This is a genomic window from Micromonospora sp. NPDC047521 (genome assembly GCF_055587305.1).
Genome location: NZ_JBVJGN010000005.1, coordinates 87,833 through 109,611, shown reverse-complemented (window position 1 = coordinate 109,611; position 21,779 = coordinate 87,833). Strand labels below are relative to the sequence as shown.

Annotated in this window: 19 protein-coding genes; 7 read left to right on the top strand and 12 right to left on the bottom strand. The window is 73.4% G+C overall.

What is annotated here, in order from left to right; all coding sequences use genetic code 11:
* The first annotated feature begins 16 nt into the window (after positions 1 to 16).
* Complete coding sequence (locus ACZ6N8_RS13630) at positions 17 to 1,261, top strand: bifunctional pyridoxamine 5'-phosphate oxidase family protein/GNAT family N-acetyltransferase (RefSeq protein WP_466009973.1); 1,245 nt, start codon at positions 17 to 19, stop codon at positions 1,259 to 1,261.
* On the top strand, positions 1,261 to 1,932 hold the full coding sequence (gene leuE / locus ACZ6N8_RS13625) for a leucine efflux protein LeuE (RefSeq protein WP_466010363.1): 672 nt from the start codon (positions 1,261 to 1,263) through the stop codon (positions 1,930 to 1,932). The genes ACZ6N8_RS13630 and leuE overlap by 1 nt, the downstream gene beginning before the upstream one ends.
* A 4-nt stretch (positions 1,933 to 1,936) precedes the next feature.
* Here the strand turns inward: leuE and ACZ6N8_RS13620 are convergent, their stop codons facing one another.
* The 10 genes from ACZ6N8_RS13620 to ACZ6N8_RS13575 form a co-directional block, all read right to left on the bottom strand.
* Entirely contained in the window at positions 1,937 to 2,866 is a 930-nt protein-coding gene (locus ACZ6N8_RS13620; RefSeq protein ID WP_466009971.1) for a sporulation protein, read from the bottom strand.
* A 121-nt stretch (positions 2,867 to 2,987) separates the two neighbouring features.
* Entirely contained in the window at positions 2,988 to 4,052 is a 1,065-nt protein-coding gene (locus tag ACZ6N8_RS13615; RefSeq protein ID WP_466009970.1) for a hemolysin family protein, read from the bottom strand.
* On the bottom strand, positions 4,049 to 5,404 hold the full coding sequence (locus ACZ6N8_RS13610) for a hemolysin family protein (RefSeq protein ID WP_466009968.1): 1,356 nt from the start codon (positions 5,402 to 5,404) through the stop codon (positions 4,049 to 4,051). Before ACZ6N8_RS13610 ends, ACZ6N8_RS13615 begins: the two co-directional genes overlap by 4 nt.
* 181 nt (positions 5,405 to 5,585) lie before the next feature.
* Positions 5,586 to 5,945: a monovalent cation/H(+) antiporter subunit G gene (gene mnhG, locus ACZ6N8_RS13605; RefSeq protein ID WP_466010361.1), complete on the bottom strand. Its 360-nt coding sequence runs from the start codon at positions 5,943 to 5,945 to the stop codon at positions 5,586 to 5,588.
* Entirely contained in the window at positions 5,945 to 6,208 is a 264-nt protein-coding gene (locus ACZ6N8_RS13600) for an MrpF/PhaF family protein (protein ID WP_364366547.1), read from the bottom strand. Before ACZ6N8_RS13600 ends, mnhG begins: the two co-directional genes overlap by 1 nt.
* Positions 6,205 to 6,819 carry a Na+/H+ antiporter subunit E gene (locus tag ACZ6N8_RS13595; RefSeq protein ID WP_466009966.1) on the bottom strand — a complete coding sequence of 205 codons (615 nt, stop codon included), beginning with the start codon at positions 6,817 to 6,819 and terminating at the stop codon, positions 6,205 to 6,207. Before ACZ6N8_RS13595 ends, ACZ6N8_RS13600 begins: the two co-directional genes overlap by 4 nt.
* Positions 6,816 to 8,321: a Na+/H+ antiporter subunit D gene (locus ACZ6N8_RS13590; RefSeq protein ID WP_364366553.1), complete on the bottom strand. Its 1,506-nt coding sequence runs from the start codon at positions 8,319 to 8,321 to the stop codon at positions 6,816 to 6,818. The genes ACZ6N8_RS13595 and ACZ6N8_RS13590 overlap by 4 nt, the downstream gene beginning before the upstream one ends.
* The gene (locus tag ACZ6N8_RS13585) at positions 8,321 to 8,800 is read right to left on the bottom strand and encodes a Na(+)/H(+) antiporter subunit C (protein WP_466009965.1); all 480 of its coding nucleotides are present in this window, start codon (positions 8,798 to 8,800) and stop codon (positions 8,321 to 8,323) included. The genes ACZ6N8_RS13590 and ACZ6N8_RS13585 overlap by 1 nt, the downstream gene beginning before the upstream one ends.
* Complete coding sequence (locus ACZ6N8_RS13580; protein WP_466009963.1) at positions 8,797 to 11,634, bottom strand: Na+/H+ antiporter subunit A; 2,838 nt, start codon at positions 11,632 to 11,634, stop codon at positions 8,797 to 8,799. Before ACZ6N8_RS13580 ends, ACZ6N8_RS13585 begins: the two co-directional genes overlap by 4 nt.
* 155 nt (positions 11,635 to 11,789) lie before the next feature.
* A complete protein-coding gene (locus ACZ6N8_RS13575) occupies positions 11,790 to 12,176 on the bottom strand; it encodes a hypothetical protein (protein WP_466009961.1) in 387 nt (128 codons plus the stop codon).
* Between the two features lie 176 nt (positions 12,177 to 12,352).
* Here ACZ6N8_RS13575 and ACZ6N8_RS13570 point away from each other — a divergent pair, with 176 nt between their 5' ends.
* The gene (locus ACZ6N8_RS13570; protein WP_466009960.1) at positions 12,353 to 17,002 is read left to right on the top strand and encodes an ATP-dependent helicase; all 4,650 of its coding nucleotides are present in this window, start codon (positions 12,353 to 12,355) and stop codon (positions 17,000 to 17,002) included.
* A gap of 210 nt (positions 17,003 to 17,212) precedes the next feature.
* On the opposite strand, the gene ACZ6N8_RS13565 is transcribed toward ACZ6N8_RS13570, so the two are convergent.
* Positions 17,213 to 17,815, bottom strand: coding sequence for a hypothetical protein (locus ACZ6N8_RS13565; RefSeq protein ID WP_466009959.1), 603 nt, complete (start codon positions 17,813 to 17,815; stop codon positions 17,213 to 17,215).
* Between the two features lie 144 nt (positions 17,816 to 17,959).
* On the opposite strand from ACZ6N8_RS13565, the gene ACZ6N8_RS13560 reads away from it, so the two are divergent.
* From ACZ6N8_RS13560 to ACZ6N8_RS13550, 3 genes are read left to right on the top strand one after another with little or no spacing between them, the layout of a single operon-like run.
* Positions 17,960 to 18,457 carry a GNAT family N-acetyltransferase gene (locus ACZ6N8_RS13560; RefSeq protein WP_466009957.1) on the top strand — a complete coding sequence of 166 codons (498 nt, stop codon included), beginning with the start codon at positions 17,960 to 17,962 and terminating at the stop codon, positions 18,455 to 18,457.
* Between the two features lie 9 nt (positions 18,458 to 18,466).
* Complete coding sequence (locus ACZ6N8_RS13555) at positions 18,467 to 19,267, top strand: SAM hydrolase/SAM-dependent halogenase family protein (RefSeq protein ID WP_466009955.1); 801 nt, start codon at positions 18,467 to 18,469, stop codon at positions 19,265 to 19,267.
* A 25-nt stretch (positions 19,268 to 19,292) separates the two neighbouring features.
* Positions 19,293 to 19,535 carry a CPCC family cysteine-rich protein gene (locus ACZ6N8_RS13550; RefSeq protein WP_225854764.1) on the top strand — a complete coding sequence of 81 codons (243 nt, stop codon included), beginning with the start codon at positions 19,293 to 19,295 and terminating at the stop codon, positions 19,533 to 19,535.
* Positions 19,536 to 19,561: 26 nt separating this feature from the next.
* Here ACZ6N8_RS13550 and ACZ6N8_RS13545 read toward each other — a convergent pair whose 3' ends face one another.
* Positions 19,562 to 20,815, bottom strand: a complete 1,254-nt coding sequence (locus ACZ6N8_RS13545; protein WP_466009953.1) for a hypothetical protein — start codon at positions 20,813 to 20,815, stop codon at positions 19,562 to 19,564.
* Between the two features lie 109 nt (positions 20,816 to 20,924).
* Between ACZ6N8_RS13545 and ACZ6N8_RS13540 the strand changes: the two genes are divergently transcribed.
* The gene (locus ACZ6N8_RS13540; RefSeq protein WP_466009952.1) at positions 20,925 to 21,734 is read left to right on the top strand and encodes a DNA-formamidopyrimidine glycosylase family protein; all 810 of its coding nucleotides are present in this window, start codon (positions 20,925 to 20,927) and stop codon (positions 21,732 to 21,734) included.
* Positions 21,735 to 21,779: the final 45 nt, after the last annotated feature.

The following is a 21,779-nucleotide window of genomic DNA, read 5'->3' as shown; positions in this document are numbered from 1 at the left end:
CACGAAAGGGCGCGCGATGTACCCACCCACCGCCCGCACCATCCCCCACCGCTCCCGGGACCGGATGAGCTACGACCGCGAAGCGGCGCACGCCGTGCTCGACGAGGCGTACCACTGCGCGCTCGGGTTCACCGTCGACGGCCAGCCACGGGTGCTGCCCACCCTTCATGTCCGCGTCGGCGACACGCTCTACCTGCACGGCTCGACCGGCAGCCGTCCACTGCTCGCCGCGCGGGGCGACGACGGGCTCCCGGTGTGCGTCGCGGTGACGGTGCTCGACGCGCTGGTCTACGCCCGCTCCCAGTTCCACCACAGCGCCAACTACCGCTCCGTCGTCGCGCACGGCACCGCCCGCCTCGTCACCGACGAGCGGGAGAAGAGCGCCATGCTCACCGCGCTCGTCGAGAAGGTGGGCGCGGGACGCAGCACCGACACCCGCCCACCGAGCCGGCGCGAGCTGGCCGAGACAGCGGTGCTCGCGTTGCCGCTGCGCGAGGTGTCCGTCAGGTCCCGCACCGGCGGTGTCCGCGAGGACGACGCCGACCTGCGCCTGCCGCACTGGGCCGGCGTGCTGCCGCTGCGGTTGACCGCCGGGCGGCCGGAGCCGGACGCCGGGGTCACCGCGCCGCTGCCGGCGTACCTGCGGACCGTCCGCACACCGTGGTACGAGCCGGTGCCGCTGCGCGGCGAGCACGTCCTGCTGGAGCCGCTGGACCTGGCGCACGCCGACGACCTGCACGCCGCCACCGCCGACGACGAGGTGTGGCGGCACCTGGGCGTCCGGCGGCCCACCACGCCGGCCGGCACCGCCGAGGTGATCGCCGCCGCCCTGGACGCCCAGCACCGCGGCGAACGGGTGCCCTGGGTGCAGCGTTGCGCGAGCACCGGGGCGGTGGTCGGCACCACGTCCTACTACGAGATCGACCCGGAACGGCGGTCGGTGGCGATCGGGCACACCTTCCTCGGCCGGCCCTGGTGGCGTACCGGCATCAACACCGAGGCGAAGCTGCTGCTGCTCGGCCGGGCCTTCGACGAGCTGGGAGCGGTACGGGTCGCCTGGCACACCGACATCCGCAACGACCGCTCGCAGGCGGCGATCGAACGGCTCGGCGCGACCCGGGAAGGCGTGCTGCGGATGCACCGGCAGCGCGCGGACGGCTCCTGGCGGGACACCGTGCAGTACGCGATGACCGTCGATGAGTGGCCGAACGCACAGCTCAGGCTGCGGGAAAGACTTCGACGGACGGCACCGGCGGCGTGATGATGGCGGGCGTGCTGGGGATCACCGACATCTGGACGTACGTGCTGGGCACAGTGGCCATCATCCTGCTGCCCGGGCCGAACTCGCTCTTCGTGCTCTCCACCGCCGCCAAACGGGGTGTGGGGGCCGGCTACCGGGCCGCGGGCGGGGTGTTCGTCGGCGACTGGGTGCTGATGTTCCTCTCCGCCGCCGGGGTGGCGTCGCTGCTCAAGGCGTACCCTCCGGTGTTCCTGGTGATCAAGTACGCCGGTGCCGCGTACCTCGGTTATGTCGGGGTGACGATGCTGCGCGGCGCCTGGCGGCGCTGGCGCGACCGCTACGACCCGACCGCGCCGCGGCTCATCGACGCCGCGGAGCCGGCGGAGATGCGCAGCCCGTTCCGCAAGGCGTTGGTGATCAGCCTGCTGAACCCGAAGGCGATCCTGTTCTTCATCTCGTTCTTCATCCAGTTCGTCGACCCCGGCTACGCCTGGCCGGCGCTGTCGTTCCTGCTGCTCGGCCTGATCGCGCAGGTGACAAGCGCGATCTACCTGACCGCGTTGATCTTCGCGGGCACGTTCCTGGCCGCCCAGTTCCGCCAACGCCGCCGCCTGGCGGTCAGCGGCACCACCGCCGTGGCGGCCCTCTTCCTGGCCTTCAGCCTCAAACTGGCCACCGCCAGCGCGGGCTGACCCGTCAGGTGCCGTCGCCGCCGGAGCCGCCGCCTCCCACGCCTGCGCCTCCCGCGGTGCCGCCCAGTCCGTAGCCGGGTTTGATCGGCTGGTCGGGGTGGCGGCTCACGTGCGCGGACTCGGTGATCTGCGCGGACCAGTCGGCGTGGGCGGCGGCCGCGGCGTGCCTGTTGATCGCCTGGCGCAGCCAGCCGTCCACTGTGGCGGCCCAGTCCCGCTGCCCGGCGTCCGCGTGCCAGATCCGGAACCGGCTGATGCTCTGGTGGGTGATCCCGGCCAGCGCCAACCGCCGGTCCAGCCAGATGATCACCTCCAGGCCGGCCGAGTTCGTCACAAAGATCAGCTCCAGTTCGGTGATCGGCCCCGCGTAGAGCGGCCCCACCCAGTAGCCCCACCGCTGGTGCAGCGGCAGGGTGTGCTCCACCCCCGGCAGCCCGCCCTCCTGCAACCCCGCCTGACGGATCATGAAGCCCAGCGTGTCCAACGCCGCCAGGATGTGCTGCTGCGTGGGCACCGGATGCACGAAGACCGGCACCATGGCCCCCTGGTCCAGATCCGGGTCGACCGACACCTCGGTCCGCAGACCCATCCGCAGGCTCAGCAGCGGCACCCCGCCGAACGTGGTCACCGGGATCTCCCACGGCAGCGGCATGGCGAAGTCCACCGCCCGCCGGCGACCCGCAGGTACGACGAACCGGCCGGCGATGGGCACCTGGTGGAACTGCATCAGCCGCCGCGGCGCCGCCGGATCGTCCGGTTCGACGGTGGTGACCAGGCCGAGCCGGATGTGGCGGACGAGCACGTCATCCGGGCCGGCGGCCACCGTCACCCGTCCCGGCAGGCGCAGGCCCGGACGGGTGCTCGGGTTGGGAAGCGTGGTCTGCACGGACAGCCCGGTCCAACCGGACTCCCGCGACACACCGGTCAGCCGCACCGCGCGCCTCCCTCCGGGACGGGGCCCCGGCGGCCCCCGCACCAGCCGCGCCTACCCGGTGGAGGTCACCTCAAGCCGGACCGGCCGGGCCGTGCCGCACGGCACGGCCGGGCCGCCGCCGTCAGCGCAGTCTGCGCCCGCGCGGGACCGTGTCGGTCTCGTCGTCGAACTCGCCGATGACCTCCTCCAGGAGGTCCTCCAGCGCGACGAACCCGATCGGCCGGGCCGGGCCGCCGCCGTTGCGCACCAACGCGAGCTGCGACTGCCGGGCCCGCATGGCGGCCACCGCCTCGGTGACCGACGACGTCGCCGGCAGGGTGAACGCCTGCGTCATCAACTCGCCCGCGGTGGCGGAGCGACCGGTGGTGACCACCCGTACCGCCTCCCGCACGTGCACCAGGCCGCACACGTCGCCCGCCTCGTCCAGCACCGCCAGGCGGGACCGGCCGCTGTCGCGGCTGACCTCCTCGATGCGCTGAGCCGGGTCGTCGCGGCGGACGGTGACCATGGTGGCGAACGGTTCCATCACCTGGGCCACCGAGGTGCCCTGCAACTCCAGCATGCTGGTCAGCAACTGGTGCTGTTCGGCGCCGAGCAGGCCGTGCTCACGGGACTGCTCCAGCAGGATTCGCAGCTCGTCCGGGCCGTGCACCTGGGCGAGCTGATCCTGCTGGTTGACCCCGAACAGCCGCAGGATCGCGTTGGCCAGGGCGTTGAGCGCCGAGAGCACCGGCCGGGACACCCGGGCGAAGGCGCGGAACGGCAGGGCGAGCAGCGTCGCCGAGCGCTCCGCGTCGGTGATCGCCCACGACTTCGGCGCCATCTCCCCCACCACCAGGTGCAGGAAGGTCACCACGCCGAGGGCGAAGATCAGGGCGATCAGGTGGCTTGCCGCGTCCGGCAGACCCACCGCGTGCAGCAACGGGCTGAGCAGGTGCTCGATCGCCGGTTCGGCGAGCGCGCCGAGACCCAGGGTGCACAGGGTGATGCCGAGTTGCGCGCCGGCCAGCATCAGCGACAGCTCGCGGACGCCGTCCAGCGCCGCACGCGCCGCCCGACCACCGTTGGCCGCCGCCTGTTCCAGGCGGTACCGCTTGCTGGCCACCAGGGCGAACTCGGCGGCCACGAAGAACCCGTTAAGCGCCAGCAGGATCACCGAGCTGAACAGCGCGATTCCGGGGCTCACGCGGACACCCCCGGCGTGGTCAGCTGAAGACGCACCGAGTCGGCCACGTGCCGGTCCACGGCGAGCACCTCGACAAGCGCGCGGGGCTCCGCCTCGCCGTCCTCGCCGTCGGCACCCTCGGGCAACAGGCTGATCTCCAGCTTGTCACCGACCTCCGGCACCCGGCCCAGCTCCCGCATCACCAGCCCGGAGAGCGTGTCGTACTCGGGGGCCTCGGGCAGGGCGATGCCTGTGCTGTCGGCGACCTCGTCGATCCGCCAGCGGGCCGGCACCACCCAGGACCCGTCGTCCTGCCGGGCCGGTGCCCGCTCCGGCGGGTCGTCCTCGTCCCGGATCGGGCCGACCAGTTCCTCGGCGATGTCCTCAAGCGTGATCACGCCGGCGAAACCGCCGTACTCGTCGACCACGCACGCCATCTGCCGGTGCCCGGACCGCAGTCGGTCCAGCACCGTGGGCAGCGGCAACGTCTCCGGCACCAGCAACGGCGGCCCGGCCACCGCGCTCACCGGGGTGCTCGCCCGCTCCCCCGGAGGTACGCCGAGCACGTCGGCGATGCCGACGATCCCGATGAGGTCGTCGACGCCCTCCGCCCCGCGTACCGGGAAGCGGGAGTGGCCGGTGTCCAGCAGCTCGACCACCCGGCTCACCGGTTCGTGGGCCCGTACGGTGTGCACGTCGACCCGGGGCACCATGGCCTCCCCGGCGGTGAGTTCGCGGAAGTCCAGACCCCGGTCGAGCAGCGTGGACATCTCGGCGTCCAGGCTGCCCTCCTCGCGGGACTCGGCGATGATCTGCTCCAGGTCGGCGGGGGTGGCGCCGCTGGGCAGCTCCTCGATCGGCTCGATGCCGATCCGGCGCAGCAGGCGGATCGACGCCCGGTCGAAGAGCCGGATCAGCGGTCCGGCGACGGCCAGGTAGATCAGGGTGGAACGGCTCAACGCCCGGGCGAGTTGCTCGGCCCGCGCGATGGCCAGGTTCTTCGGGGCCAGCTCACCGAGGACCATCTGCACGACGGTGGCGATGACCAGGGCCAGCGCCACCGACAGCGGCAGACTGACCGCCTCGCTGACGCCGGCCACGCCGAGCACCTCGGCGAGGCCACCGCCCAGGTACGGCTCGGCGACGTAACCGACGAGCAGTGCGGTGACGGTGATGCCGAGCTGAGCGCCGGACAACATGAAGGAGAGCCGGCCGGTGACGGTCAGCGCGCGGGCGGCTGCCTGGTCACCGTCGTCGGCGAGCTGGCGCAGCTTGCCCCGGTCGACGGCGACGTAGCCGAACTCCTGCGCCACGAAGTAACCGGTGGCGGCCGTGAGAACAATGATCAGAAGGAGACCGACGACGATCAACACGGGTCGCTCAGGGCTCCCGGGGTCGTCGGAACGGGAATATGCCGGGCACGACCCGGCTGGCTACTGCTGCCCTCCTGGGCAGAAGAGTCGATCATGCCGTCATTTTATCGGCCCTGGCTGGGACTCCGCTGAGGGTGTGCCGAAGGCATCCGATCGTCCGTTTCACCCGCCGCGCGAGCCGTCAGCCCGGCCCCGCCGAACCGCCGCCCGAGCCGCGATCGGCCAGTTCGTCGGCGTCGAGCAGGTCCCGGTCCAGCCGGCCGGACCGGTACGCGGCCCGGCCGATCATCTGTGCCGCGACCGGGGCGGTGGCCAACTGGAAGACGGCCACCAGCACGATCATGCCGAGGTCCGCCATCGACCGCAGCCGCAGCGCGATGCCGAGCAGCAGCAGGAGCACGCCGAGCACCTGCGGCTTCGTGGCGGCGTGCATCCGGGACAGGGCGTCCGGGAAGCGCAGCACACCGATCGCGGCGGCCAGCCCGAGCAACGCGCCGGCGACCAGGCAGGCCCCGCCGAGCCAGTCCGCGACAGTCGCGATCACGCCGGCTCCCGTACGGCGAAGCGGACCAGTGACACCGAGCCGACGAACCCCAGCAGGGAGAGCACCACGAGCACGGGCAGCGTGGTGGCGTGCCGGTTGACCGCCGCCTCCGCGCCCACCGCGGCGATCATGGTGGCGAGCAGCATGTCCGCGGCGATCACCCGGTCCAGCAGCGACGGGCCCCGGTAGAGCCGGGCCAGCGCCAGCAGCGCGGTCACCGACAGCAGCGCGGTGAGGACGACGGCCAGGACTGTGATCACGGGGAGGTTCCCTTCTCGACGGGTGGGTTGTCGATACGGCGCAGTTCGGCGGCGGAGCCGACCGCCCGGACGATCCGCCGCTCCAGGGCGAGCGTGCGCTCCCGGGCCGCGTCCAGATCCGCCGGCCGGTGGGTGTCCAGCACGTGCAGGTAGAGCGTCGCGGAAGCGCGGTCCACCTCGAGGATCAGCGTGCCGGGAACCAGTGAGACCGCCTCCGCGGTGAGCGCCATGTTCAGGTCCGTACCGACCCGCAACGTGACGGCGATGATCGCGCCGCGCGGCCGGTAGCCGGTCTGCACGGCGATCCGGGCGACGTGCAGGCTCGCGCTGACCAGCTCGACGACGAACCGGGTGGCGAACACCAGCAGTGCCCGGGGCCGCAGACGGCCGCCGAAGGTGACCGCCGGCAACGGGAAGAACACCAGCACGGCGCTGCCCACCAGCAGGCCACTCGCCAGGTTTCCCCAGCTGATCCGGCCCCAGAGCAGGTTCCAGACCAGCACCAGCCAGCCCAGCGCCACCGCCTGGTCCCGCCACCGCCCGAACCGGCCACGCCGGGACGCGGACTGCTCGCCGGCGACCTCGGGCTCACTGTCGCGTGGGTCGGTCACGGCGCACCGTCCGGCAGGACCGCCCGCACGTACGGTGTGCGCGACAGCAGGTCGGTGGCCGCGTCGGTGGTGACGTCGAACAGCGGGCCGGCCAGCACCGTCAGCGCCAGACCGAACGCGACAAGGCCGACGGTGGCCCCGATCATCAGCCTGGGCAGCTGGATGACCGGTTCACCGGTGGCGATCCGGGGTGCCCGCCAGAAGGCGATGTTCCACACCCGGGACGCGACGTAGAGGGTCAGCAGGCTGGTGAGCGTGCCGGCCCCGACAAGCGCGTAGGGCAGCGCCCCACCGGCCGCCACCCCTGCCTCGAGCAGCCCGAGCTTGCCGAGGAAACCGGAGAACGGGGGCACTCCCGCGAGGTTCATCGCCGGGACGAAGAACAGCACGCCGAGCAGCGGCGCGACCCGGGCCAGCCCACCGATTCGGCGCAGGTCGGTGCTGCCGGCCCGTTCCTCGACCAGCCCGGCGACCAGGAACAACGTGGTCTGGATGGTGATGTGGTGCACCACGTAGAAGATCGCGCCGGAGAGCCCGGCGGTGGTGCTCAACGCCACCCCGAAGATCATGTAGCCGATGTGGCTGACCAGGGTGAACGAGAAGAGCCGCTTCAGATCCGACTGGGCCACCGCGCCGAGGATGCCGACCAGCATGGTCAACCCGGCGACGACCATCAGCAGATCGTCGACCTGCCCGTCCGGGAAGAGCAGCGTCTCGGTACGGATGATCGCGTAGACACCGACCTTGGTGAGCAGCCCGGCGAACACGGCGGTGACCGGGGCCGGCGCGGTCGGGTAGCTGTCCGGCAGCCAGGCCGACAACGGGAAGACCGCCGCCTTGATCGCGAAGCCGAGCAGCAGCATCAGTTGCAGGGCCAACCGCACGCGGTCGGGCAGCGCGTCCAGGCGTTGGGAGAGTTGCGCCAGGTTGAGCGTGCCGGTGGCCGCGTACACCAGCCCCACGGCCGTCAGGAAGATCATCGAGGAGAGGATGCTGACCACCACGTACGTCGACCCGGTCCGGATCCGCGTCTCCGTACCACCAAGCGTGATCAGCACGAAGCTGGCGACCAGCAGGATCTCGAAGCCGACGAACAGGTTGAACAGGTCCCCGGCGAGGAACGCGGTGGTGACGCCGGCGGTGAGCACCAGGTACGTCGGGTGGAAGATGACCACCGGCGTGGTCTCGCCGGTCTCGCTGCGGCCCTGGCCGACGGAGTACAGCAGCACGCAGAGGGTCACCGCCGAGGAGACCACGAGCATCAACGCCGCGAGCTGGTCGGCGACCAGCACGATGCCCACCGGGGCGGGCCAGCCACCGATCACCATCACCACCGGCCCGTAGCGGTACGCCTGCACGAGCAGCACCACCGCGACGGTGAAGGTACCGGCCAGACAGAGCACGCTCACCGCGCGCTGGATCCGGGGTTGGGTGGCCAGCAGCAGGGTCAGTGCCGCGCCGAGCAGCGGCACCACCACCGGTAGCGGCAGGAGCGTACCCATCACGCCTCTTCTCCGCGCCGCAGCCGGCGGCGGGCGGGTTCGGGATCCACCTGCTCCGGGTCCTCGTCCGGGCCCTCCCCGCCGAGGTCGGCGGCGCCCACCTCGTTGCGCTCGGCCCGGCGGATGATCTGCCGGTCCTCCAGGTCGTCGGGCACCTCGTCGTCACCTGTGAGAAACCAGCTCCGGTACGCGACGGCGAGCAGGAACGCGGTCAACCCGAAGGTGATCACGATGGCGGTCAGCACCATGGCCTGCGGCAACGGGTCACTCATCTCGCCCACCGGGCCGGTGCCGACGATCGGCGCCCCACCGGCCCGTCCACCCAGCAGGATCAGCAGGTTGACCCCGTTGCCGAGCAGGATCACCCCGAGCAGGATCCGGGTCAGGCTGCGTTCCAGCAGCAGGATCACCCCGCAGCCGACCAGCACGGCCACCACGAGCACCAGCATCAGCGTGGGTCCGGCACGCGCCGCGGTCATGCCCGCTCCCCCTTGTCGACGGCCAGCCCGCCCTCGGCGGTCCCGGTCGCCTCGATGTGCCTGTCCACCTCGGCGCCGAGACTGCGCAGGATGTCCAGCACCAGCCCGACCACGACCAGGTACACGCCGATGTCGAAGAACAGCGACGTGACCAGGTGCGCCTCGCCGATCAGCGGCAACGACTGGTTGATCTCGGCGCTCTCCAGCACCTGCCCGCCGATGAGCAGGGCCACCACCCCGGAGCCCACCGACACGGCAAGCCCCGCGCCGAGGACCAGGCCGGCACCGACCGGGGCCGCCTCGGTCAGCTCGTACCGGCCGCCGGCGAGGTAGCGGACCACGAGCGCGAGACCGGCCACCAGGCCACCGGAGAACCCGCCGCCCGGCGCGTTGTGGCCGGAGAAGAGCAGGAACAGCGAGAACAGCACCACGGTGTGGAAGATCAGCCGGATGACCACCTCCAGCACTATCGAACGGCGTTCCTCGTAGAGGGTCGGCCCGCCGCGCAGCCACACCGGCCGGCCCGGCCTGTTGACCCGCCGGTCCGACTCCGGCCGACGGGGTCGCGGGCCGGTGCGGGACCGTTCGAAGATCAGGCTGGCGACCCCCGTCGCGGCCACCACAAGCACCGCGATCTCGCCCATGGTGTCCCAGGCCCTGATGTCGACGAGGGTCACGTTCACCACGTTGCGGCCGTACCCGTGCGCGACCGCCAGGTCGGGGAAGGCCGCGGAGATGTCCGGCGCGCGGCGGGCGCTGGCCGCCATCAGCGCCAGCCCGGCCGCGACCACGCCCGCCGCCACCCCGATCGCCCGGCGGGTCCACCGGCTACGGCGCAGCGGCCGGGCCGAGAACCGCTCCGGCAGGCGGCGCAGCACGAGCACGAAGACGGCGATCGTCGCGGTCTCCACCAGGAACTGGGTGAGCGCCAGGTCGGGCGCGCCGTGCAGGACGAACAACATCGCGGTGCCGTAGCCGGTCATGCCCACCAGCAGCATCGCGGTGAGCCGGCGGCGGGCACCTACCGCGAGCACCGCCGCCACCGCGATCACCACGACGACCACCGGTTGCAGCGGACTGTCCCAGAGCGGAATGCGCGCCCGCCACGGGCTGGCGGCGATCATCGCCCCGCCGGGCAGCAGTACGAGGGTGACCAGGATGATGCCCAGGTACTGCGGCAGGGAGCCGCGTTGCGTCGCCCCGGTCACCTCGATGGCCAGCCGGTCGAACCGGCCCACCACCCACTCGTACCCCTGGTTGCCGCTCGCCGGCGAGCGGAGCCGGGCCAGCACCGGGGCGAGCGGCCCGCGCGCCGCGAAGAGCAGACCGCCGCCGAGAAGGGCCAGCACGGACAGGCCGAGCGCCGGGGTCAGCCCGGGCCAGAGCGCCAGGTGCGCGTCGACCGCGCCGAGCAGGTCGGCGTACGGGCGCAGCAGACCGTCGAGCCAGCCGGCGGCCGGCCCGGCGAGCAGCCCGACGCCGGCCAGGACTGCCGGCGGGGCCAGCATCGGGCCGGCGATCCTCCGGTCCGGCGGGACCGGTTCGACGCCCGAGCGGTCGCTGAACGCGCCCCACAGGAAGCGGACGCTGTACGCGACGGTGAGCACCGTCCCGGCCACGAAGCCGGCCAGGAGCAGTGGCTGGTGGAGGAACGCCGCGAACACCGCCTCCTTGGCCACGAAGCCGACAAGCGGCGGCACACCCGCCATCGACGCGGCGGCCAGGACGGCGACCACGAACAGCGGCCGGGACCAGTGCCGCAGCCCGGACAGCTCGCGCAGGTCACGGGTGCCGGCGCCGTGGTCGATGATTCCGACGACCAGGAACAGGGACGCCTTGAACAGCGCGTGCGCCAGCAGCATCGCGGCACCGGCCAGGGCGGCGTCCGGGGTGCCGGAGCCGGTCACGGCGACCAGCAGACCGAGCTGACTGACCGTGCCGTACGCCAGCAGCAGCTTCAGGTCGGTCTGCCGCAGCGCCGCCCAGCCGCCGAGCAGCATGGTGGCCAGGCCGGCGACCTGCACCACGGGTCGCCACGGGCCGACCGTGGCGAGTGCCGGCGCGAGCAGCCCGAGCAGGTAGACGCCGGCCTTGACCATGGCGGCGGCGTGCAGGTACGCGCTCACCGGGGTGGGCGCCGCCATCGCCACCGGCAGCCAGGAGTTGAACGGCAGCACCGCCGACTTGGACAGCGCGCCGGCCAGGATCAGCAGCACCGCCGTGACCAGGTAACCGCCCCCGGGCAGCGGCCGGGTGGCGATCTCCGACCAGCGGTAGGTGCCCGCGTGTTCACCCAGGAGGATGAACCCGACAAGCATGGCCAGCCCACCCAGGGTGGTGACGGTAAGCGCCTGCGCCGCCGCCCACCGGCTCGACCGCCGCTCGGTGCTGTGCCCGATCAGCAGGTACGAGAAGATCGTGGTCAGCTCCCAGCCGACGTAGAGCAGCAGCAGGTCGTCGGCGAAGACCAGCAGGAGCATGGCGCCGGCGAACGCGACCAGGACGGCGGCGAACTGCGTCAGCCCGGCCGACCCGGACTCGAAGTAGCGGGCACTGTAGACCAGCACCAGCGCGCCGACGCCGCCGATCAGCAGGGTCATCAACCAGGACAGCGTGGTGAGCCGCAGCGCGATGTCGAAGCCCAACTGCCCGATCCACGGGTACGTCTCGACCACCGCCCCGCCATGGTCGACCGCCGGCGTACGGGCCACCGCCCAGCAGAACGCGGCAGCGGGAGCCAGCGCCAACGGGTAGCACGCGCGGGCACCCCACCGCCTGACGAGCAGCGGCGCCGCGAGGGCCGCCACGAGGTGGAGGATGAGCAGTACCAGCACCCGTGCTCCCGGTCGAGGTGGCCGGCGCCCGTACAGCGGTGGCGCCTAGCAGCGATCAGACGCCAGTTGCGCACCCGGCGGAGCGTTTTGCCGGAATTGGCCCAATGATCGCTGTGAGGTGCCTATGGGGCGAGCTGTCCTGTGGCCGGCCCGGCTCAGCGCAGCAGGGCGTCGCCGACGGGCAACGCGTCGTCCAGGACGGGACGGTCACGGTGCAGCTCGGCGAGCAGGTCGCGCCGGCCGAGCTGGCGCAGGACCTTGTCGACCACCCGCTCGGCGGCGGTCAGCGACCGCACCGACAGCAGTCGACCGCGGCTCTCCCGACGCAGCACGAAGTAGTGGACGGCGACACGGACCTGCCCCCGGTCGGCCGCGCTGGCCTGGGCGGTGGCGATGACCAGCTCCCGCAGGCAGCGGGCGAGGCGTTCGGCGAGCTCCAGCTCCGGCCCGTGCAGACCGCCGCGGAGCGTGGCGAGGTGGCTGTCGACCTTGCGGATCAGCACATCGGTGCCGGGTGCGACATTTCGCTGCTCGCCGGCCATCCGATTCCTCCCAACTGCTCGCGTTGCGAGTGAAGTTACTTTATGTTGCTCGTCACAAGCAAGCAGTTAAGTGAGACTTAACGTATTAAGCACGCATCTCGTGCATATTCCACGCAGCCGGACACATCCCGCCTGGCCTGTTCGTGGATGTCGTACCGGCGGGGCACGATGGAGCGGTGACCGGGGCGAAGGGAGATACGGGCGAGGTGCTCGACGGGTTCGGCCCCGCCACCCGCGCCTGGTTCGACGCCGCCTTCGCCGCTCCCACCCCCGCCCAGGCCGGCGCGTGGCGGTCCGTCGCCGCCGGCCGCAACGCCCTCGTCGTGGCCCCCACCGGCTCCGGCAAGACGCTCGCGGCGTTCCTCTGGTCACTGGACAAGCTGGCCCGCGAGCCGGCGCCCGCCGAGGCCCGACAGCGCTGCCGCGTGCTCTACGTCAGTCCGCTCAAGGCCCTCGCCGTGGACGTGGAACGCAACCTGCGCGCCCCCCTGGCCGGCATCCGGCAGGCGGCGACCCGGCTCGGCGTCACCCCGCCCGACATCACCGTCGGCATGCGTACCGGCGACACCCCGGCCGACGAGCGGCGGGCCTTCGCCCGCACCCCACCCGACATCCTCATCACCACGCCCGAGTCGCTGTTCCTGCTGCTCACCTCGGCGGCGAGGGATTCGCTGCGCGGCGTCCAGACCGTGATCGTCGACGAGGTGCACGCGGTCGCCGGCAGCAAACGCGGCGCCCACCTCGCCCTCTCACTGGAACGCCTCGACGAGCTGCTGCCCGCCCCGGCCCAGCGGATCGGGCTCTCCGCCACCGTCCGACCGATCGACGCCTGCGCCCGGTTCCTCGGCGGCGCCCGCCCGGTCGACGTCGTCCAGCCGGCCACACCGAAGACCATCGAGGTCAGCGTGCAGGTGCCGGTGGAGGACATGACCCGCCTCGACGAGCAGGAGCAGCCACCGGAGGACGACCTCGGCGGCCCCGGGCCACGCCGTGCCTCGATCTGGCCGGCCGTGGAGGAGCGGGTCTTCACGCTCATCGGGCAGCACCGCTCCACAATCGTCTTCACCAACTCCCGCCGCAGCGCCGAACGCCTCTGCGCCCGGCTCAACGAGCTGGCCGCCGAGGAGGTGGCCGCCGCGTCGGCAGGTGACGCTGCCGGCGTACCGGACGGGGTGTTGTCGACGGACGGCCCGGCCGGGGGCGCGCGGCAGTGGGGCGGTCCGGCCGGTCCGCTGCGCAACCGGCCGCCCGCCGAGGTGATGGCCCAGTCCGGCGCGGCGGCCGGCGCGGCGCCGGTGATCGCGCGCGCCCACCACGGCAGCGTGTCCCGCGAGGAGCGCAAGCACATCGAGGAGGCGCTCAAGTCCGGCCAGCTTCCGGCAGTGGTGGCCACGTCCAGCCTGGAGCTGGGCATCGACATGGGCGCGGTCGACCTGGTGGTGCAGATCGAGGCGCCGCCGAGCGTCGCCGCCGGGCTGCAACGCGTCGGCCGGGCCGGGCACCAGGTGGGCGCGGTCTCCCGCGGGGTGGTCTTCCCCAAGCACCGCGGCGACCTGCTCTCCTGCGCGGTGGTCGCCGAACGGATGACCGACGGCGCGATCGAGGAGCTGCACTACCCGCGCAACCCACTGGACGTGCTCGCCCAGCAGATCGTGGCAATGGTGGCGTTGGAGCCGTGGCGGGTCGGCGACGTGGCCGTGCTGGTCCGCCGGGCCGCGCCCTTCGCCGAGCTGCCCGACTCCGCGCTGCACGCCGTGCTGGACATGCTCTCCGGCCGCTACCCGTCCACCGCGTTCGCCGAGCTGCGTCCCCGGCTGGTCTGGGACCGGGCCACCGACCTGCTCACCGGCCGCCCCGGCGCGCAGCGGCTCGCCGTGACCAGCGGCGGCACCATCCCCGACCGGGGCCTGTTCGGGGTGTTCCTCGCCGGCGCCGAGCGGGCCGCCCGGGTCGGTGAGCTGGACGAGGAGATGGTCTACGAGTCGCGGGTCGGCGACGTCTTCCTGCTCGGCTCGTCGTCGTGGCGCATCGAGGAGATCACCCCGGACCGGGTGCTGGTCTCACCGGCCCCCGGGCAGGCCGCGCGGATGCCGTTCTGGAAGGGCGACCAGCTGGGCCGTCCGGTGGAGCTGGGGCGGGCCATCGGCGCCCGGGTGCGCGGGCTGCTGCGGCTGAGCGACGAGGCGGCGCTTGCCGCGCTGCGCGCCGGTGGGCTTGACGACTGGGCCGCCGGCAACCTCATGGCGTACCTGCGCGACCAGCGGGAGGCCACCCGTTCGCTGCCCGACGACCGGACGATCGTGGTCGAGCGGTTCCGTGACGAGCTGGGCGACTGGCGGCTCGCCGTGCACAGCGTTCTCGGCGCGCGGGTCAACGGCCCGTGGGCTCTCGCGGTGGGCCGGCGGCTCGCCGAGCGGTACGGCATGGACGCCCAGGTGATGCCCTCCGACGACGGCATCGTGGTGCGCCTGCCGGACACCGCAGACGAGCCGCCCGGCGCGGACGTGGTGGTCTTCGATCCCGACGAGATCACCCAACTGGTGGAGGAGACGGTGGGCACCTCCGCCCTCTTCGCGGCCCGTTTCCGCGAGTGCGCCGCCCGGTCGCTGCTGCTGCCCCGCCGCGACCCGCGCCGCCGCCAGCCGCTGTGGCAGCAGCGCCAACGCGCCGCGCAGCTGCTCGACGTGGCCCGGGAGTACGCGGACTTCCCGGTCACCCTGGAGGCCGCCCGGGAGTGCCTCCAGGACGTCTTCGACCAGCCGGCGCTGGCCGGGCTCATGCGTGACCTGGCCACCCGCAAGGTGCGGCTGGTCGAGGTGGAGACCAGCGCGCCGTCCCCGTTCGCGCGATCGCTGCTCTTCGGCTACGTGGGCGCGTTCCTCTACGAGGGCGACGCCCCGCTCGCCGAGCGCCGGGCCGCCGCGCTCGCCCTGGACTCCACGCTCCTGGGTGAACTGCTCGGCCGGGTCGACCTGCGCGAGCTGCTCGACCCGGCGGTGCTCACCGAGACCGACAGGCAGCTGCGCTGGCTGACCGAGCAGCGCCGTCCCCGCGACGCGGAGGACGTGGTCGAGCTGCTGCGGGTGCTCGGCGACCTCAGCGATGACGAGCTGACCGAGCGGGGTGTGCCCGAGAGCTGGCTGACCGAGTTGGAGGCCACCCGCCGGGCGCTGCGGGTCCGGATCGCCGGCGAGCAGCGCTGGGTGGGCGTCGAGGACGCCGCACGCCTGCGCGACGCACTAGGGGTGGCTCTGCCGGTCGGGGTGGCCGAGGCGTACCTCGCACCGGTGGCCGACCCGCTGGGCGACCTGGTGGCCCGCTACGCCCGCACCCACGGTCCGTTCGCCGCGGCGAGCTGCGCGGCACGCTTCGGGCTCGGCGTGTTCGTCGTCGAGCAGGCGCTGCGCCGCCTCGCCGCCACCGGCCGGGTGGTCTCCGGTGAGTTCACACCGGATTCCGCTGGCGCCCAGTGGTGCGACGCCGAGGTGCTGCGGATGCTGCGTCGCCGCTCGCTCGCCGCACTGCGCCGGGAGATCGAGCCGGTGCCACCCCGGGCGCTTGCCACGTTCCTGCCCCGCTGGCAGCAGGTCGGCTCGTCCGCCCGGGGCGTGGAGGCGCTGGCGGCCACCGTGGAGCAGTTGCAGGGCGCGGCGGTGCCGGCGTCCGCCCTGGAACGGCTGGTGCTGCCCGGTCGGGTCGCTGACTACTCCCCCGCCCAGCTCGACGAGCTGTGCGCCAGCGGGGAGGTGCTGTGGGCCGGGTCGGGCGCGATCTCCGGCGGGGACGGCTGGGTCACCCTGGCGTACTCGGACGCGGCGCCGCTGCTTCTTGCGCCACCCGATGACGCGCTGACGCGTACGCCGCTGCACGACGCGGTGCTCGACGCGCTCGGTGACGGGCAGGCGCTGTTCTTCCGGCCGTTGGCCGACCGGGTCGGCTCGACCGACGACGCGGCGCTGACCGGCGTGATCTGGGACCTGGTCTGGGCCGGCCACCTCACCAACGACACCCTCGCCCCGCTGCGTGCGGTGCTCGGCGCGGGTGGTGCGCACCGGTCGCGGCCGTCCGCGCCGCGCACCCGCTACCGGCGGCCCGGTCGAGTGGCGCTGCCCACCCGGGGCGGCCCGCCGACTGTCGCCGGGCGCTGGTCGCGCCTGCCCGACCGGGACCTGGATCCGACCCGCCGCGCCGCCGCCCTCGCCGACGTGCTGCTGGAGCGGCACGGGGTGGTCACCCGCGGGGCGGTCATGGCCGAGCAGGTGGTCGGCGGGTTCTCGGCTGTCTACCCGGTGCTGTCGGCGCTCGAGGAACGCGGCGCGGCCCGCCGGGGCTACTTCGTCGAAGGGCTCGGGGCGGCGCAGTTCGCGGTGCCCGGCGCGGTGGACCGGCTGCGCGCCCTCGCCGAGCCGACCGACGGCGGCCGGGGCCGGGGCGCTCCGGCGACGGTGCTCGCCGCCACCGACCCGGCCAACCCGTACGGCGCGGCGCTGCCCTGGCCGGAGCGGGTGGTCGATTCCGGCGACGGTGCCGCGCCGGCGACCGGGCACCGGGCCGGCCGTAAGGCGGGCGCGCTCGTGGTGCAGGTCGGCGGCGACCTGGTCCTCTACGTCGAACGCGGCGGCCGGACGCTGCTCTCGTTCACCGACGACGTGGACACGCTCGCGGCGGCCGGCAAGGCGCTCGCCGACGCCGTGCACTCGGGGGCGTTGGGCGCGATGTCGGTGGAGCGGGCCGACGGCGAGGCCGTGCACTCCTCGCCGCTGCGTGACGCCCTCACCGCCGCCGGCTTCCGAGCCACCCCGCGCGGCCTGCGCCTGCGGGGCTGACCGCCGCGCGGTCACCCTTCCCGAGCGCCGCGCCCACCAATGACCGGCGCGCGGTCACCGCTCCCGAGCGCCGCACCGACCGGTGACCGCCGCGCGGTCACCGGTTCCGACCCGCGCCGGCGCGCACGGCCGCGCCCGCTCGTATACCTCAGAGTCATAAATATTCCGCACAGGTATACGGCTCATCAGCACGCATGCTCCGGCCGGATCTCAGCCGAGGTTGTTGAGGACCTTCTCGTAGCGGGGCCGGTCGGCGGCCGGGGTCCTCGCCTCCAGGTAGTTGAGCACCACCGCACCGCGTCGGTACGACTGGCCGCCCCACGTCGCGGCGATGTCGCTGGCGCTCGTCTCGTCGGGGAACACGTACACCGTGACGGCGTCGGTGGCGACGATCTCGGAACAGCCCAGGCCTAGCCCGTCGGGTCCGCAGTCGACGGACCGGTCCCTCGGGTGCGGCACCGTGAGGCCGGCGGCCTTGAACGCACTCACCACCTGGTTGGCGCCCGGGGCCCCGGCCGGCCGCTGCGGCAGCACCACGGGCGGCGGGCTGGCCGGCCGGCGTTGGGTGGGCCCCTGCGGAGGGGCAGAGGGCGGGACCGACCGCGGGGCAGGCGGTGGTGTGGCACCGGCAGGGCTGGACGGGACCGCCGAGGGAGTCGACGCGTCAGGTGAACCGGTGGCCGCCGGGGCCGAGACAGAGACGCCGGGGGCCGCGCTCGACGGGTCGGCGTCGTCGTCCCCGCCGCCGCAACCGGCGGTGACGGTGGCGACGACCAGCAGGACCCCAACGGCGGGCAGGCTCCGAAGTGTCACGGGCGCCAGTCTGCCCAACCGTGCCCGGCGGCGGGAGGGGCCTGTCGGTCACCACGCTGTCCCATATCCGCCAGCCGGCGGACGCAGCCGCTGGCCGGTACGCTCCAGGGCCGGTGGGCGGACGCGGGCGAGGGCGGGCGAGACGTGAACGGGTTCGAGGTGCGGCCGGCGCGACCCGCCGACCGGGCGGCTGTCGACGCGTTGCACGAACGCGAGTGGGGCGGCCCGTACGTGGTCGCCCACGGCATTCGGCATGACGTGCGTACCCTGCCGACCCTGGTGGCGGTCGACGGCGAAGCGGCGGTGGCCGGCGCGTTGACCTATCGCGTCGACGGGGACGGCCTGGAAGTGGTCACCCTCGTGGCGGCGGTCCCCGGCGCCGGTGCCGGCACCGCCCTGCTGGCGGCGGCGACGTCGATCGGGGCCGAGGCGGGCCTGGCCCGGGTGTGGCTGGTCACCTCGAACGACAACCTGCGGGCGCTGCGCTTCTACCAGCGGCGCGGCATGCGGCTGGTGCGCGTGGATCGGGGCGGGGTGGACCGCGCCCGCCAGCTCAAACCGGAGATCCCGCTGGTGGGCGAGCACGGCATACCGCTGCACGACGAACTCGTCCTGGAACTGCTCACCGGCGCGGAGGGTTAGCCTGCGGACATGTCCGTCACGCCCTGGATCTCACTGACCACCGACTACGGCCTCTCCGACGGTTTCGTGGCCGCCTGCCACGGGGTGATCGCCCGGATCGCGCCGGCGGCCCGGGTCATCGACGTGACCCATCTGGTGCCGCCGGCGGACGTGCGGCGCGGCGCGGCGGTGCTGGCGCAGACCGTGGCGTACCTGCCGGTGGCCGTGCACGTGGCGGTGGTCGATCCGGGGGTGGGCACCGCCCGGCGGGGCGTCGCGCTGGCCACCTCCGGGGGGCTGCTGGTGGGTCCGGACAACGGACTGCTGCCGGACGCCGCCGACGCGCTCGGCGGGATCACGGCGGCGGTGGAGCTGACCGAGCCACGCTGGCAGGCCGCCCGGGTGTCCGGGACGTTCCACGGGCGGGACGTCTTCGCGCCGGTGGCGGCCCGGCTGGCGCTCGGCGCGGCGCTCGCGGAGGCGGGCACGCCCATCGATCCGGCCGGTCTGGTCCGGCTCCCCCCGCCGACGCTGACCTCGGACGACGACGGCTTCACCGCCGAGGTGTCGACTGTGGACCATTTCGGCAACGTCCAGCTGGCCGCTCCGGCGCACCTGATCGAACCGCTGCCGGCGGCACTGCGGGTCGGGCCGCCGGGCCCGGCACCTGCGCACCGGGCCGTGCGGGGCCGCACCTTCGGCGACGCCCCGGCGGGCGGCCTGGTGGTGTACGTCGACTCGGCAGGTCTGGTCGCCGTGGCTGTCAACGGCGGGCGGGCGGTGGACCTGCTGCGGGTGTCCCCGGGTGACGTCCTACGGGTTTCCCGCTGATATTCGACTGTGGAATGCTGCCCCGGTGGGTGAACACGTAGTTCCCGTGGGTTGTCCGTGCTGTGCGTCCCGAACGGGCGGGGGGACCTGCCCGGTCTGCTTCTGGACCGACGACGGTCAGACCGACGCCGACGCGGACGCCGTCCGGGGCGGCCCCAACGGCGACCTGAGCCTGTCGCACGCCCGGCTCAACTACGCCGTCTACGGCGCCAGCCACCCGCGCTACCAGGACATGGTGCGCCCGGCCCGCCCCGACGAGCGCCCCTGACGGCGCCCGACGGGCGAGGGACCGGGTCAGCAGACCGGCACGCTGCCGCCGTACACGCCGGAGATGTACGCGTGGCTGACGTACTGGCCGGTGGCGAGCCGGTTCCAGCGGGTGGTGGTGCGGTAGGGGCCGGCCACCGACTGGCCTGTGACGTAGCACTGGAGCGGCACGTTGGCGAGCCGGGCGGCGAGGCCACGGATCGGGTACGACGTGCTGGCGCCGGTGCGGATGTTCAGTGGCCCGTCACCGACCACGCCACGCGGTCCGCCACCCGTCCACAGGTAGGCGACGTCCACCCAGGCGTTGGTCGTCAACTTCAGGCCGTCCCAGAAGGTGCCGTCGGCCAGGTCGATGCCGGCCGGGTTGAGCACCGTACGCCCGAACTGGTCCCGCCCGCCGTTGTAGCCCGACTGGTAGGCGGCCTGCGCCTCGGGTCGGCCCTGCGGCAGGTTCTTCCAGTTCTCCCGTACCGCGGAGGGGTTCCAGTAGTCGTCGCGGGTGTTCCACGGCCCGACGTCCCAGACGGGGGCGTACTCGCAGCGGGAGCCCGTGGTGGTGCAGACCCGCACGGTGTAGTCCCCGGTGTTCAGGGGGGACAGGCCGCGCCGCGACGGTAGTGCCGCGAAGTGGTCCCGGGGCTGCACGGTGCGGCCGTTGGCGGTCAGCTCGCCGACCAGGCCGATGCGTGTGGCGTACACCCGGTAGGTGAGGCCGGGCGTGGCCGCGGAGACGGCCGCGGTCGCGTCGGCGGTGAGCTGGACGGCCCGTACCGTCGCGGTGGCGCCGCCGGCGGGCGCGGTGAGCACCACACGGGTCTGCACCCGGCTCACCGGGCGGTCGAAGACCGCGCCTGTGGTGGCGGCCCGCCACTCGGTCCAGCCGCTGGCGCGCCATGCCCGGACCTGGGCCTCGACTGTGGCGCCGGCCGGCACGTCGGCGGTGACCTGGGCACGGACCCGGGTGGCCGGCCGGGCCAGGGTGCGGGGAACGATGAGCAGCATCCCCTCGGCGACGGCGCTGTGCCGGCTGCGTCCGGCGTTCCGGGTGTCGCGCAGCCGCAGGCCGGCGGGGGTACGACTGACGTTCACGTCGTCGCGGTCGACGACTGACAGGTCGGCGTTCCACAGTTCACCGCCGGGTGCGGCGGCGGTGAGGGTGAGCGGGTTCCCGGCGGCGGTGCGCGGGATTCCGCTGGTGGCGGGTACGAGGGTGGCGGTGAGGGCGAGGGTGAGGGTGGCGACGACGGCGAGGGGACGGATACGACATTGAGGCCTTGACATAGGCATTCTCCTCAGAACTCCCTGACCTTCGCATGTCCGGAGATCATGAGGAAGCTGGGTACAAATAGCGACACATGCGAATCCTGCTCGAACGAGGGAGGATGGTGGGGTGCCCGAAGGTGACACCGTCTGGAACACCGCGCGCGTGCTGCACCGCGCGCTTGCCGACGCACGACTCACCGGCAGCGACTTCCGGGTGCCGCAGCTGGCGACCACCGACCTCACCGGCTGGACGGTCCGCGAGTCGGCGAGCCGGGGCAAACACCTGCTGCTGCGGCTCGCCGCCCCGGACGCGGCGCACTGGACCCTGCACTCGCACCTGCGGATGGACGGCGCGTGGCGGGCCTACGCGCCTGGGGAACGGTGGAACGGCCGGCCGGCGCACCTGATCCGGGTGGTGCTGCGCAGCCCCGGCGCGGTGGCGGTCGGCTACCACCTGCACGAGCTGGCGCTGGTGCCGACCGCCGAGGAGGACGGCCTGGTGGGTCACCTCGGCCCGGACCTGCTCGGCCCGGACTGGGACGCGGCCGAGGCGGTCCGCAGGCTCGGCGCAGACCCGGAGCGGACCATCGGCGAGGCCCTGCTCGACCAGCGCGCGCTGGCCGGCGTGGGCAACCTCTACAAGTGCGAGGTGCTGTTCCTGCGCGGCGTGTCCCCGTGGACCCCGGTGGGCGCGGTGCCCGACCTGACCGGCCTGGTGACCCTCGCGCAGCGGCTGCTGGTCGCCAACCGGGGTCGGTGGACGCAGAGCAGCACCGGCTCTCTGCACCGGGGCCAGACCAGCTACGTGTACGGTCGCCGCGCCCAGCCCTGCCGCCGCTGTGGCACCGCGATCCGCAAGCAGGAGCTGGGCGAACGCGTCACCTACTGGTGTCCGGTCTGCCAACCGGAGCCGCCGGACGCCCCGCCGGCCGACTGACCACCCGGGGCGACCGGGCCCATCCCAGATACGGACGATTGGGTA

Bases quoted from the DNA above. Each gene is read 5' to 3' on its own strand.
- ACZ6N8_RS13555 (WP_466009955.1), top strand. From the start codon at position 18,467: ATGTCCGTCACGCCCTGGATCTCACTGACCACCGACTACGGCCTCTCC.
- ACZ6N8_RS13630 (WP_466009973.1), top strand. From the start codon at position 17: ATGTACCCACCCACCGCCCGCACCATCCCCCACCGCTCCCGGGACCGG.
- ACZ6N8_RS13575 (WP_466009961.1), bottom strand. From the start codon at position 12,176: ATGGCCGGCGAGCAGCGAAATGTCGCACCCGGCACCGATGTGCTGATC.
- ACZ6N8_RS13585 (WP_466009965.1), bottom strand. From the start codon at position 8,800: ATGACCGCGGCGCGTGCCGGACCCACGCTGATGCTGGTGCTCGTGGTG.
- ACZ6N8_RS13590 (WP_364366553.1), bottom strand. From the start codon at position 8,321: ATGGGTACGCTCCTGCCGCTACCGGTGGTGGTGCCGCTGCTCGGCGCG.
- leuE (WP_466010363.1), top strand. From the start codon at position 1,261: ATGATGGCGGGCGTGCTGGGGATCACCGACATCTGGACGTACGTGCTG.
- ACZ6N8_RS13545 (WP_466009953.1), bottom strand. From the start codon at position 20,815: ATGTCAAGGCCTCAATGTCGTATCCGTCCCCTCGCCGTCGTCGCCACC.